At 72.8% G+C, this 12940-nt stretch carries 8 protein-coding genes and 2 pseudogenes; 4 read left to right on the top strand and 6 right to left on the bottom strand.

Annotated elements, in window-relative coordinates; genetic code table 11:
* Nucleotides 1–57: 57 nt before the first annotated feature.
* The 5 genes from JNW91_RS14485 to pcaF form a co-directional block, all read right to left on the bottom strand.
* On the bottom strand, nt 58–1641 hold the full coding sequence (locus JNW91_RS14485) for an amino acid permease (RefSeq protein WP_203175555.1): 1584 nt from the start codon (nt 1639–1641) through the stop codon (nt 58–60).
* A 317-nt stretch (nt 1642–1958) separates the two neighbouring features.
* Complete coding sequence (locus tag JNW91_RS14480) at nt 1959–2459, bottom strand: DUF456 domain-containing protein (RefSeq protein WP_203175554.1); 501 nt, start codon at nt 2457–2459, stop codon at nt 1959–1961.
* A 55-nt stretch (nt 2460–2514) separates the two neighbouring features.
* Nucleotides 2515–4671, bottom strand: coding sequence for a putative bifunctional diguanylate cyclase/phosphodiesterase (locus tag JNW91_RS14475; RefSeq protein WP_203175553.1), 2157 nt, complete (start codon nt 4669–4671; stop codon nt 2515–2517).
* Nucleotides 4672–4675: 4 nt separating this feature from the next.
* Nucleotides 4676–5488 (bottom strand): SAM-dependent methyltransferase, encoded by an 813-nt coding sequence (locus JNW91_RS14470; RefSeq protein ID WP_203175552.1) that lies wholly within the window; start codon nt 5486–5488, stop codon nt 4676–4678.
* Between the two features lie 149 nt (nt 5489–5637).
* Complete coding sequence (gene pcaF, locus JNW91_RS14465) at nt 5638–6843, bottom strand: 3-oxoadipyl-CoA thiolase (protein WP_203175551.1); 1206 nt, start codon at nt 6841–6843, stop codon at nt 5638–5640.
* 105 nt (nt 6844–6948) lie between these two features.
* On the opposite strand from pcaF, the gene JNW91_RS14460 reads away from it, so the two are divergent.
* From JNW91_RS14460 to JNW91_RS14445, 4 genes and pseudogenes are all read left to right on the top strand, one after another.
* On the top strand, nt 6949–7914 hold the full coding sequence (locus JNW91_RS14460; protein WP_203175550.1) for a glutathione S-transferase family protein: 966 nt from the start codon (nt 6949–6951) through the stop codon (nt 7912–7914).
* Nucleotides 7907–8587, top strand: a complete 681-nt coding sequence (locus JNW91_RS14455) for a DUF998 domain-containing protein (RefSeq protein WP_203175549.1) — start codon at nt 7907–7909, stop codon at nt 8585–8587. Before JNW91_RS14460 ends, JNW91_RS14455 begins: the two co-directional genes overlap by 8 nt.
* Before the next feature lie 168 nt (nt 8588–8755).
* Nucleotides 8756–10047, top strand: a pseudogene (locus JNW91_RS14450) (dicarboxylate/amino acid:cation symporter).
* A gap of 73 nt (nt 10048–10120) precedes the next feature.
* Nucleotides 10121–11188, top strand: a complete 1068-nt coding sequence (locus tag JNW91_RS14445) for an NADH:flavin oxidoreductase/NADH oxidase (RefSeq protein ID WP_203175547.1) — start codon at nt 10121–10123, stop codon at nt 11186–11188.
* Between the two features lie 56 nt (nt 11189–11244).
* Here JNW91_RS14445 and JNW91_RS14440 read toward each other — a convergent pair.
* A pseudogene (locus tag JNW91_RS14440) lies at nt 11245–12940 on the bottom strand (ATP-binding cassette domain-containing protein); the annotation flags it as partial.

The following is a 12940-nucleotide window of genomic DNA, read 5'->3' as shown; positions in this document are numbered from 1 at the left end:
ATCACCAAGGTCTACTGGCAAACCGGATCACCGTCAATGCCCCGGGAGCGGCCCTTCCTAACGGCGTTCCGGAGGCTCGGCGGGCGTACGTGGGGAGGGGACGTCGACGGTGCGGACCGGCCCGGTGAACCAGGTGCGGGCCGAGGCGTACCACCAGACGGCGACCACCAGCAGCACCCCGCCCACGGCGAGCGGCGCGTAGTTCACCGCCGACCAGGTGAACCCGTCGTTGCCGGGCACCCCGGCGGGCACGATCGGCAGCACGAAGTAGACCGCGATGACCGCGATCTCGACGACCGCGATCCAACCGAGCAGCTTGTACTTGCGGCCGAGCGTCCACGGCCCGGGGGTGAACCGGTCGCCGAGGCGCAGTCGCAGCGCGATCGGGATGAGGAACGACAGGTACAGCCCGAGCACCGCGACGGACACCACCGCGTAGAACGCGACCGGAATGCCGGCGGAACTCTCGTACAGCGCTGGAAGGGTGAGCACCAGGCCGGCCAGGGTGGCGCCGATGATCGCCTTGACCGGGGTGCCGTTGCGGTCGACCGTGGACCACAGTCGCCAGCCGGGCACCGCCCGGTCGCGGCTGAACGCGTACGCCATCCGGCTCATCGAGGTCACGCAGCTCATGCCGCAGAAGAACTGCCCGATGGTGGAGATGATGATGACGATTTTGAAGAAGACCGGGGTGAGAGCGGACTCGAAGATGGCGCCGGAGAAGCCGCCGGCGGCGTTGACCGCCTCGACGTCGGTGGCCGCGAAGAGGAACGCCAGCAGCAGGATCCAGCCACCGACCGCCGAGTAGAAGATCGACTGCCAGAGACCACGCGCGGCGGCCTGCGAGGCGCCCCGGGTCTCCTCGGAGACGTGCGCGCAGGCGTCGAAGCCGGTGATCGTGTACTGGGTGAGCAGGAAGCCCAGCGGCAGCACGTAGAACCAGAAGGTCAGCCCACCGACGTCCCCGTCGCCGAAGCCGGAGTTGTTGAACCGCTCGGTGAACACGAACTGGAAGCTCTGGTGGTTGTCCGGGACCAGGACGAGGATGGCCACCACGACGGCCGCGCCGGCCACGTGCCACCAGACCGAGACGTTCTGGAGTACGTCGATGATCCGGTGCCCGAAGATGTTGATCAGGCCGTGCAGCACCAGGATGACCACGAAGAGTCCGAACGCCTGCCGCAGCGTGCCGGCCCAGCCGTCGAAGAGCGCCGACAGGGTGAGGTTGAGGAACGTCGCGCAGCCGTAGTCGACCGAGGCGGTGACCGCGACCAGGCCGATCAGGTTCAGCCAGCCGGTGAACCAGCCGTGCACCGGCCGGCCCATGGTCGCCGCCCACCAGTAGATCCCGCCGGCGGTCGGGTACGCCGACACCAGCTCCGCCATGCAGAAGCCGATGATCAGGATGAACAGCGAGATCAGCGGCCAACCCCAGGAGATGGCGACCGGTCCGCCGTTGTTCCACGCCTGACCGAAGGTGGTGAAACAGCCGGCCAGGATCGAGATGATCGAGAACGAGATGGCGAAGTTGGAGAAGCCACTCCACTTGCGGCGCAACTCCTGCTTGTAGCCGAGTTCGGCGAGCCGTCGGGCGTCGTCGTCCATCGGCTGCTCGGCGGTCGGCGCGGGGGTCGTTGGCACTGCACACCTCCCTGAGGTGGTTCCGCGTGCGAGTGCGCAAAGTGTCGTCCCGCCGATCAAGGCGGTCAATACGAGGACGGTGGGAATCTCACGGCCGTCGGGCTAATTGCGTTGCCGCGCGACCCGCCGGCCCGCATGCTTGACCTCGTGACCAGGCCCGATCGGGCCGACCCCCGGGCACTCGGACCGCCCGGACCGCGGCGCGGGGCACACCTCTCTCTCACGTACGGCGATCCGCCGTACCCGACAGTGCCCCGCGCCCCACCCCTTCCTCCCCGACGCGAATCTCCTGATCACCGCAGCGGGAGCGGGTCGGGTCAGGTGAGGAGGAGGCCGGCCAGCCAGGCGGCGGCGATCAGCAGGCCGGCGGTGAACTCCACCAGCATGGACAGGCCGGCGGCCTTGAGCGCCTGCACCGTGGACGGCCAGGCGAGCTGGTTGCTGCCCAGGCGCAGCCGCTCCGCCGCCCACACCCCGGCGACGAAGCCGAGCACCAGCCCCACCACCGGCACCACGAAGAAGCCGACGATCCCGAGCACCGCGCCGGCGAGCAGCGTGGACGTCGGCACGCCGGTGCGCTTCAGGTTGCGGCCGGGCCACGCGTACTTGATCACGGTGCCGCCGGCGGCGACCAGTGTCGCCACGGCGAACACCGCCCAGCCACCCGGGCCGGCCCCGCCGAAGATCGCCCAGACGAGCACGCCGCCCCAGCACAGCGGCAGCGCCGGCAGGCCAGGCACCACCACACCGGCCAACCCGGCCAGGATCGCCAACGCGGCCACCACGGTCACCACCGTCTGCGAGTCGTTCAGGCTCACGCCGTCGCCTTCCGTCGCCACACCCGGCCCCGGCCGGGCCGGAGGAATCCCCCGCTCACCCCGCCGACCCGCCCCGCAGCCGGGCGGTGATCGCCTCGGCCGGCGCCGGTGCGCCGAAGTACCGGCCCTGCCCGGTGTCGCACCGCAGCGCACGTAGCCGCTCCGCCTGCACCCCGGTCTCCACCGCCTCCGCGGTGACCCACAGCTCCAGCGCGTGCGCCAACCTGACCAACGCGTCGACGATCCGCTCGTCGCGGTGGTCGGCCACCACGTCCGTACCGTCGGCGCGGATGCCCTCGACGAACGGGCCAGCCAGCTTGAGGCAGTGGATCGGCAGCCGCCGCAGGTACGCCAGGTTGGAGTAGCCGGTTCCGAAGTCGTCCACCGCCAGTCGGACGCCCAGCGCGGCGAGTCGGTGCAGGCTGCGCAGCGGCTCACCGGCGCTGCCCATCACGGCGCTCTCGGTCAGCTCCAGTTGCAGCAGTTCCGCCGGCAGCCCGGTGGTGGCCAGCGCGTCGGCCACGGTGTCCACGATCGCGGGGTCGTCGGCCTGCCGGGCGGCCAGGTTGACGCTGACCACCAGTCGGGCTTCGGGGAACTCCCGCCACCACCGCTCGGCGTCGCGGCACGCCGTGCGCAGCACCCACTCGCCGAGTCCGACGATCAGGCCGGTCTCCTCGGCGAGTCCGATGAACCGGTCCGGCCCGATCAGGCCCAGCTCGGGGTGGTCCCAGCGGACCAACGCCTCCACGGCGAGCATGCGGCCCTCCAGCAGCGACACGATCGGCTGGTAGTGCAGCACGAACTCGCCCCGCTCCAGAGCTGCCGGCAGCCCGGCGACCAGCGCCGCGCGGGCCATGTCCCGGGCGCTGCGCTCCGGGTCGTAGACCGCGTACCGACCCCGACCCGCCGCCTTGGCCCAGTAGAGCGTCGTGTCGGCGGCCTTCATCAGCTCCGAGGCGGTGGTCGCCGCGGCCGGGCACTCCACGATGCCGACACTTGCCGAGACCGCCAACTGCTGGTCGCCGACGTGCACCGGGGCGGCGACGGCGGCCAGCGCCGCCTCCGCCACGGCCACCGCGTCCTCCCCGCCGTCGACCAGGATCACGAACTCGTCCCCGCCCATCCGGGCAACCAGGTGGCCGTGGTCGGCCACACACTCGGCCAGCCGCCGGCCGATCATCACCAGCAGCCGGTCGCCGAGGTCGTGGCCGAGACTGTCGTTGATCGCCTTGAACCCGTCCAGGTCGAGGAAGCACACCCCGACGCGGCGTTCCGGAGCCGCGGTGTCGAAGACCTGGCCGAGCGTCTCGAAGAACAGCGTCCGGTTGGGCAGCCCGGTCAGCGGGTCGTGCAGGGCCTGGAAGCGCAGCCGCTGCTGGAGTTCGTACCGCTCGGTGATGTCCTCGATCATCGCGACGGTGAACCGGGGCCGGCCGTCGTCGTGCCGGATCAGCGAGACCGCCAGATCCGTCCAGACCACGCTGCCGTCCTTGCGGTAGTAGCGCTTCTCCACCCGGGCCGCGTCCTGCTTGCCCTCGACCATCTCCTGGTACAGCTCCCACATCCCGGCCGCGTCGTCGGGGTGGAACAACGCCGCCACGTTGGCCTGGCACAGCTCCTCGATCGAGTACCCGAGCATGTCGGCGAACGCCTGGTTGACGTCGATGATCTGACCGTCCACCCCGGCGATGCCGATCCCGATCGCGGCCCCGGTGAAGACCGCCCGGAACCGCGCCTCGCTGTCCCGCAGCGCCTGCTCGACCTCGTCGCGCGCCTGCCAGGCCGACCGGGCGATCCGTTCCTGCTGGGCGAAGGTACGGTCGCGCAGCGCGCGGGCGTACCCGGCGGCCAGCCCGCCCTGCATGGCCGCGATCCGCTCGCTCAAATCCCCCGGCCAGCCGCCCGCGGCCAGCACCCGGCGGGGGAAGTCCGCGCCGAGGGCGCGCAACGACCATTCCAGTGCCCGAGGCTCGGTGAGGTGCGCCTCCACCAGGGCACGGCCGACCTCCTCCGCGGGACGGGCCGTGAACGGCTCCGCGCGCGCCGCCTGCGCCAACCGGACGGTGTGCACCAGCAGCAGCCGCTCGGTCTCGGCCGCGCTGAGCGGCACGAAACCGAGCCGGCGTACCGCGCGGGCCCAGTCGGCGGCGTAGCCCTGGGCGCCGCTCCGGCCAACGTCGGCCCCGACGGGATCCGGGACGACGGCCACGGGATCAGCCGGCGGGCTGGTCGTACCGGGCGACGCCTCCGAAGGCGCCGAACCGCTCCGGGTGCTCGTCCACGTCGGACGGCGAGTCCGGACGCCAGAGCGGCATGTGCACGACACCCGGTTCGAGGACGGTCCAGTCGCCGAAGAAGCCGGTGACCTGGGCGCGGGAGCGCAGGGTGATCTCCGTGTCGGTACGTGCGGAGAGGCGCTGGGCGTCCAGCATCTCCTGCGGTTGGTCCTCGAAGGTGGAGTGCGAGATGACCAGGAAGCTGCCGGGTGCGGCGGCGGCCCGCAGGGTGGCCAGGATCTCCTCGGGGCGGTCGGCGTCCGGGACGAAGTGCACCACCCCGGCCAGCAGGATGCCCATCGGCCGACTGAAGTCGATCAGCCCCAGCTCGCGGGTCTCGGTGAGGATCCGATCCGGCTCCCGCAGGTCGGCGTGGATCACACCGGTCAGGTCGTTGTCGGCGAGCAGTTCCCGGCTGTGCGCGACGGCCACCGGGTCGATGTCGACGTAGACCACCCGGGCCTTGGGGTTCGTCGCCTGGGCCACCTCGTGCACGTTGCCCACGGTGGGAATTCCGGAGCCGATGTCGAGGAACTGGTCGATGCCCGCGTCGAGCAACACGCGGACGGCACGGCGCAGGAAGTCCCGACCGGACCGCATGGTGGCGGCGAGGTTCGGGGTCATGCTCGCGATCTGCTCGGCCAACTGCCGGTCGATCTCGAAGTTGTGCGCCCCACCCAGGAAGTAGTCGTACACCCGGGCCGCGCTCGGCCTGGTCAGATCGATCTCGGTCGGCAGTCCGTCCGGCATCAGCGTGCTCCCCAGTTCGTCGCCGCGGCGCGGGGCGGCACCGGCGTCGGACGTGCGCGACCACCGGCGGACCCGCGGGTCGTGTGGTGTGGACCACTCTAGGCTGACGACTCCAGCGTTCGGGAGATCCCTTCACGCTGTTTCCGCGCTCAGCCGGCGGACTCCAGCAGCAGCGAGATGCCCTGCCCGACGCCGATGCACATGGTGGCCAGGGCGCGACGGCCACCCCGGCGGCGCAGCTCCAGGGCGGCGGTCAACGCCAGCCGGGCACCGCTGGCGCCCAGCGGGTGCCCCAACGCGATGGCACCGCCGTTCGGGTTGACGTGCTCGGCGTCGACGGGAAGCCCCAACTCGCGCAGCACCGCCACGGACTGCGCGGCGAACGCCTCGTTCAGCTCCACCACGTCCACAGCGTTCACCTGCACCCCGACGCGGTCGAGGAGCTTGCGGGTGGCCGGCACCGGGCCGATCCCCATGATCCGGGGTGGCACGCCCGCCGCGGCCGCTCCACCGATGCGGGCCAGCGGGGTGAGACCGTACCGGGCCACCGCCGCCTCACTGGCCACCAGCAGCGCGACCGCGCCGTCGTTGACGCCCGACGAGTTGCCGGCGGTCACCGTGCCGCCGTCGCGGAACGGGGTGGGCAGCGCGGCCAGCTTCTCCAGCGAGGTCTCCCGGGGGTGCTCGTCGACCTCGACCAGGCGGGTCTCCCGACGGCCGGCCGGCACCGACACCGGCACGATCTCCTCGGCGAACCGGCCGTCGGCCTGCGCCTTGGCCGCGCGCTGCTGCGAGCGGTACGCGAACGCGTCCTGCTCGGCCCGGGTCACGCCGTACTCGGCGGCCACGTTCTCCGCCGTCTCCGGCATCGAGTCGATCCCCCACCCGTCGCGCATGAGCGGGTTGACCAGCCGCCAGCCCAGCGTGGTGTCGTAGACCTCGGCCGAGCGGGAGTACGCCGAGGTGGCCTTCGGCATCACGAACGGCGCCCGGCTCATGCTCTCCACGCCGCCCGCGACCACCAGGTCGGCGTCCCCGGCGACGATGGACCGCGCGGCGGTGGCGAGGGCGTCCAGGCCGGAGCCGCAGAGCCGGTTGACCGTGCTGCCCGGCACCTCCTCGGGCAGGCCGGCGAGCAGCGCCGCCATCCGGGCCACGTTGCGGTTGTCCTCGCCGGCCTGGTTGGCGCAGCCGAGCACGACGTCGTCCACCCGGGCCCAGTCCACCGACGGGTGGCGGTCGACCAGCTCGCGGATCACGTGCGCGGCCAGGTCGTCGGGGCGGACACCGGCCAACGCGCCGGCGTACCGGCCGATCGGGGTACGGACACCGGCCACCAGGTATGCCACGGTCATCGCGAGTCCTTCGGGGTGCAGACGGCGGGGGTGGGGGCACGCCCACCGGGTCGCGGGGGCTGCCGGCGCCAGGATATCCGCGCCGGCAGCGGATAGGTTGACGGCATGGCCCGGGCCCAGTTCAGCGCAGAGACCAGCGGCGGCGGCGCGTTCGTCCGCCAGCCCAACCGGTTCACCGGTCGGGTCACCGCCGACTCGACCTCCCCACCCGGCGGCGGCCCGGACGAGCAGGACCGCTGGCCTCTGGAGGCCGGCCGCTACCGGCTGATCTGGTGCCGCGCCTGCCCGTGGGCGCACCGGGCCAGGATCGTTCGGAGCCTGCTCGGATTGGACGACGCGATCTCGCTGGGCACCGTCGACCCGATCCGCGACGAACGGGGTTGGGCGTTCGACCTCGACCCGGACGGCTTCGACCCCGTCCTGGGCGTCGGCTTCCTCTCCGAGGCGTACCTGGCCACCGACCCGGACTACACCGGCCGGGTGACCGTGCCGGCGCTGGTCGACACCGTCACGCAGCGGGTGGTCACCAACGACTATCCGCAGCTCACCCTGGACTTCTCCACCGAGTGGCGGGCGCTGCACCGCCCGGGCGCGCCGGATCTCTACCCGGAGGCGCTGCGCCCGGAGATGGACGCGCTGATGGCCGACATCCACGCCGACGTCAACAACGGTGTCTACCGGTGTGGGTTCGCCACCTCGCAGGAGGCGTACGACGAGGCGTTCCGGGCACTCTTCGCCCGGCTGGACATGCTCTCCGACCGGCTGGCCGGGCAGCGCTACCTGATGGGCGACGCGATCACCGAGGCCGACGTGCGGCTGTTCACCACCCTGGTCCGCTTCGACGCCGCGTACCACGGGCACTTCAAGTGCAACCGCAACAAGCTGACCGAGATGCCGGTGCTCTGGGCGTACGCCCGGGACCTGTTCCAGACCCCCGGCTTCGGCGAGACGGTGGACTTCGACCACATCAAGCGGCACTACTACGGCACCCACCACGAGATCAACCCGAGCGGGATCGTGCCGCTCGGGCCTGACGAGTCCGGCTGGACGACGCCGCACGGGCGTGGCTGAGCGGGGGCGGGCCGGCACCACGAGCGCACCGGGCATCCGGGCGGACGTCGCCCGCCGGGTCGCCGCGTCGGTCGCCGCCGGATGCACGCTGGCCGGCGCGGTCGCGGTGACCGTCGCCGTGCTCGCCGGTCCCGGTCCGGGTCTCACCGGGTACGTCAGCGAGGCCGGTATCGCCGGCAGCGGCCACGCCGCGACGTACCGGATCGGGGTTCTGGCCCTGGCCGGCGCGTTGCTGCTGGTCGCCGCGGCGCTGCCCCCGGGGGTACGGGTGGCGCCGGCGCTGCTCGCCGTCGGCGCCGTGTGCACCGCCGTGTCCGGGGCGGTGACCTGCTCGGAGGGCTGCCCACTCCCGCCGTTCGAACGGACCACGGTGGCGGACCTGGTGCACGGCGGCGCGAGCATCGCGGCGACCGCGGCGGTCGTCCTGGCCATGGCCGCGCTGGCCGTGTCCGGTGCGGGCACTCGGGCGGTGCGCCGTCTGGCCGCCGGGGCCGTCACGGTGGCCCTGCCGCTCTGCGCGACGGTCGGGCTGGCCATGCTCATCGTGGGCCGGGGCGCCCTGGTGGGCGTGCTGGAGCGGCTGGTCCTCGCGCTCACGGTGCTGTGGGGAGTGGCGACCGCCACCGCGCTGGCCCTTTGTAAGGATCCTCACCCCGATCGCTCCTTGCGCTGATCGGCGATCGGGGTATCGTCGGTCAACGATGACCAATGTCTGGGACCTCACCGTTCGCCTGTACGTCGATCTCCGACTGCAGGCCAGCGGCATCTGTCCGGCGTAGCGCGCTGCACTCGCCCACTCCGCCCGGAACCAGACAATTGGAAACCTCTCATGCCTTTCGGCCTGCGTAAAATTCCCTTCTCCGTGCAGATCCTGCTCGGCCTCGTGCTCGGCGTCGCGCTGGGCTTCCTCGCCCGCAGCAACGACCTGAGCTGGCTGACCAGCACCCTGCACACCATCGGCAGCCTCTTCGTCCAACTGCTCAAGCTGGCCGTGCCGCCGCTGGTCTTCACCGCGATCGTGGTCAGCGTGGTCAGCCTGCGCGGTGTCGCCAACGCCGCCCGGCTCGCGCTGAAGACCCTGATGTGGTTCGGCATCACCGCGCTGATCGCGGTGAGCATCGGCATCGGCCTCGGCCTGCTCACCAACCCCGGCAAGGGCGTGACCCTCGACCTGGGTGGCGCGGCGGCACCGAAGAAGACCGGCTCGTGGACCGACTTCCTCACCGGCATCGTGCCCACCAACCCGGTCGGCGCGTTCGTCGAGGGCAACGTCCTCCAGATCGTCTTCCTCGCCGTCGTCGTGGGCGCCGCGGCCCTGCTGGTCGGCGAGGCCGCCGAGCCGTTCGTGGCACTGAACCGCTCCCTGCTGGAGATCGTCCAGAAGGCGCTCTGGTGGGTCATCCGACTCGCCCCGATCGGCACCCTCGGCCTGATCGGCAACGCCGTCGCCTCGTACGGCTGGGACCTGCTGGCCCCCCTCGCGAAGTTCACCACCGCCGTCTACGTCGGCTGCGCCCTCGTGCTGTTCGTGGTCTACCCGCTGGTGCTGGTCCTCGCCGGCCGGCTCAACCCGCTGCGCTTCTTCGCCGGTGCCTGGCCGGCCATCGAGCTGGCCTTCGTGTCCCGCTCCTCGGTGGGCACCATGCCGGTGACCCAGCGCTCCGTGGAGCGCCTCGGAGTTCCCCGCGAGTACGCCTCGTTCGCGGTGCCGTTCGGCGCCACCACGAAGATGGACGGCTGCGCCGCGATCTACCCGGCACTCGCCGCGATCTTCGTGGCCCAGGTGTTCGGCGTGCACCTCGGCGTCACCGACTACCTGCTGATCGCGTTCGTCTCGGTGGTCGGCTCGGCGGCCACCGCCGGCCTGACCGGCGCGATCGTGATGCTCACCCTCACCCTGAGCACGCTGGGCCTGCCGCTGGCCGCGCCGGCCTGCTGCTCGCCATCGACCCGATTCTGGACATGATCCGCACCGCCACCAACGTGGCCGGGCAGGCGCTGGTGCCGACCGTGGTCGCCGCCCGCGAGGGCACCCTCGACCGGGCCGCGTACGAGTCCGCCGGCCGGCGGGACCTCACCGACCCGGAGCCGGCCGCCGACACCCGGCCCGAGCTGAGCCCTGTCCCCGCCTGACCATCTGATTCACATCCACGGCGACGGACCCCTCGTTTGAGGGGCCCGTCGCCGTGTCCGAGAGGATGGCGACATGAGCTCCCTGTTCGCACCGCTGGCCCTGCGCGCGGTCACCCTGCCCAACCGGATCGCCATGGCGCCGATGTGCCAGTACTCGGCCGGCCCGGACGGCCTGCCCACCGACTGGCACCTGATCCACCTCGGCACCCGCGCCGTCGGCGGTGCCGGCCTGGTGCTGACCGAGGCCACCGCCGTGCTGCCCGAGGGGCGGATCAGCCCACAGGACACCGGGCTGTGGTCCGGCGCGCACGTGGACGCGTGGCGGCCCGTGGCCGCGTTCGTCGCCGCACACGGCGCGGTACCGGCCGTCCAGCTCGCGCACGCCGGCTTCAAGGCCTCCACGTACCGGCCGTGGGCACCGGAGCGCGGCGGCGTACCGGACGCCGAGGGCGGCTGGACCCCGGTCGCCCCCGGGTCGGAGCCGTTCACCGCCGGCTACCGGACGCCGACCACGCTCGACGCGGCGGGCATCACCGGCGTGGTCGACGCGTTCGCCGCCGCCGCCGAACGGGCACTGGACGCCGGGTTCGCCGCCGTGGAGATCCACGCCGCGCACGGCTACCTGCTCAGCGAGTTCCTCTCCCCGCTGACCAACCACCGCACCGACGGCTACGGCGGCGACCGGGCCGCCCGGATGCGGCTCACCCTGGAGGTCGCCCGCGCGGTACGCGCCGCGGTCGGCGAGAACGTCCCGGTGCTCACCCGGCTCTCCGCCACCGACTGGGTGGAGGGCGGCTGGACGATCGAGGACAGCGTGGTGCTCGCCGGTGAGCTGGCCGGTGTCGGCGTGGATCTGATCGACGCGTCCTCCGGCGGCGTGAGCGTGGACCAGCGCATTCCGCTCGCGCCGGGCTACCAGGTGCCGCTGGCCGCCCAGATCCGCCGGGAGGCCGGCGTGCCGACCGGCGCGGTGGGCCTGATCGTGGAGCCGGAGCACGCCGAGCAGATCGTCGCCAGCGGCGACGCCGACCTGGTGCTGCTCGGCCGGGAACTGCTGCGCGACCCGTACTGGCCGCGTCGGGCCGCCGCGAAGCTGGGCGTCGCGTACACCGGGCCCGCCCAGTACGCCCGCGCCGCCTGATCCCGCTTCCGGTCCCGCCGGTCGGGCGGCTGCCACGCGGAGCAGCCGCCCGGCCGTCAGCCGGCGAGGTGCGACCAATCGCCCTCCAGGTCCCGCCAGGCCCCCTGGGCCGCCACGGCACCGCCGAGCAGCACCACCACGTGGTCGGCGCGGACCAGCGCGGCGCGCTTCGCGGTCGACCCCACGACGGTCACCCCGTGCGCCCGCAGCGCCTGCCACAACGCCAGCTCGGTGGTGACGTCCAGGGCCGACGACACGTCGTCGGCGACCAGCAGCTCGGTACGCGGTGCCAACGCCCGCGCCAACGCCAACCGCTGTAGCTGCCCGCCGGAGAGCCGGGTGCCCTTGTGCCCGATGAGCAGGCCCAGCCCACCGCCGGCGGCGGCCAGGTCATGGTCGAGCTGGGCGGTGCTGACCGCCCCGGCCGCGTCCACCTGGTGCCCGAGGGCGATGTTGTCGGCCACCGTGCCGGAGAGCACCCGGGGCAGCTGGCCGACATAGCCGACCTGGTTGGGGCGCAGGAACAACTCCGGTTCGGTGACCGGGTCGCCGTTCCAGGACAGCTCGCCCGTGTGGTGCACGATCCCCGCCAACGCCCGCAGCAGGGACGACTTGCCCGACCCCACCGGCCCGACGACCAGCACCAGCTGTCCCCGCTGCACGGTCAGGTCCACGTCCCGGACGGCGACCGTGCCGTCGGAGTGCACCACGCCGAAGCCGCTCAGCTCCAGCCGGTGCAGGGGGTGCCGGGGCGGCGGCGTCGCGCGGGCGCCGTCCCCGCCGCCAGGTCGACCGCCGGCACCCCCGCCGAGTACGCACCCACTCCCGTCATCGCGACCGTGCGTCGCGTCCACACCCGGGCCGACGGCAGCTGGGAGACCAGCGACGCGGTGGTCCAGGCGAACCAGCGCGCCGCGCCGAGGGTGGCCACGGCCACCAGCACCGCTCCGGCGGAGAGTTCACCGGCCAGGTAGAGCGCCCACGCGCCGATCGGCAGGAGGCCACTGGCCACCGCCGGTGTGGAGCGGGACCACACCTGCACCGAGATCTCCCGCCGCTGCCGGTCGCTGCGCCGCACGTCCAGATCGGCGAGGTGGCGCAGCACCGCGGCACTCGCCCCGGCGAGCTTCACCGTCCGCGCCGAGGAGAGCACGGAGACCAGGGCGGTGGCGAAGGCGGCCCGCGCCGCCACGGTCGCCCGCGCGGAACGCTCCAGCTTCGGGCCGAACAGCGTCGCGGCCAGCCCGGAGACGACCATCGTGCCGACGAAGAACAGCGCCGGCACGAAGCTGCCGGAGACCACCGTCATGGCGACCACAAGGACCAGCGCGACGGCCTGGTCCAGCACGTTGTCGGCGAGCTGGACCACCCGCTCGGTGTCGCCGCCCTGCGCCACCACCTCGGCCGGGGTGTGCGAGCTGACCCGGCGCGGCCCGGTCTGGCCGTGCACCAGCCGCAGGCTGATCCGCAGCATCTGCCCCACCCACCACTGCGGGAACCAGACGCCGGTGAAGTACGGCACCGGCAGGGTGACCAGCAGCCCGGCCACGATCCCCCACGCCGGCAGGTACGGGTCACCGACACCGTCGACCAGGTCGGCCCAGAGCCAGGGCAGCACCGGGCCGTCCAGCCCCAGCAGGGTGATCACCAGGAACAGGGCCACCGCCGCCGCCCCGTACCGCGGGTCGTTGCAGCAGAGCCGGACGATCTCGCGGAACGTGCGGGCCGGCGGGGCCGGCAGGCAGGGGCGGC

This window comes from Micromonospora parastrephiae, assembly GCF_016802865.1.
GTDB classification, from domain to species: domain Bacteria; phylum Actinomycetota; class Actinomycetes; order Mycobacteriales; family Micromonosporaceae; genus Micromonospora; species Micromonospora parastrephiae.
Note: the sequence above shows the minus strand (reverse complement) of the source record. Positions and strands in the feature narration are given on the sequence as shown.

Excerpts from the sequence above, each read along its gene's own strand:
- JNW91_RS14470 (WP_203175552.1), bottom strand. The coding sequence starts at position 5,488 with ATGCCGGACGGACTGCCGACCGAGATCGATCTGACCAGGCCGAGCGCG.
- pcaF (WP_203175551.1), bottom strand. The coding sequence starts at position 6,843 with ATGACCGTGGCATACCTGGTGGCCGGTGTCCGTACCCCGATCGGCCGG.
- JNW91_RS14460 (WP_203175550.1), top strand. The coding sequence starts at position 6,949 with ATGGCCCGGGCCCAGTTCAGCGCAGAGACCAGCGGCGGCGGCGCGTTC.
- JNW91_RS14445 (WP_203175547.1), top strand. The coding sequence starts at position 10,121 with ATGAGCTCCCTGTTCGCACCGCTGGCCCTGCGCGCGGTCACCCTGCCC.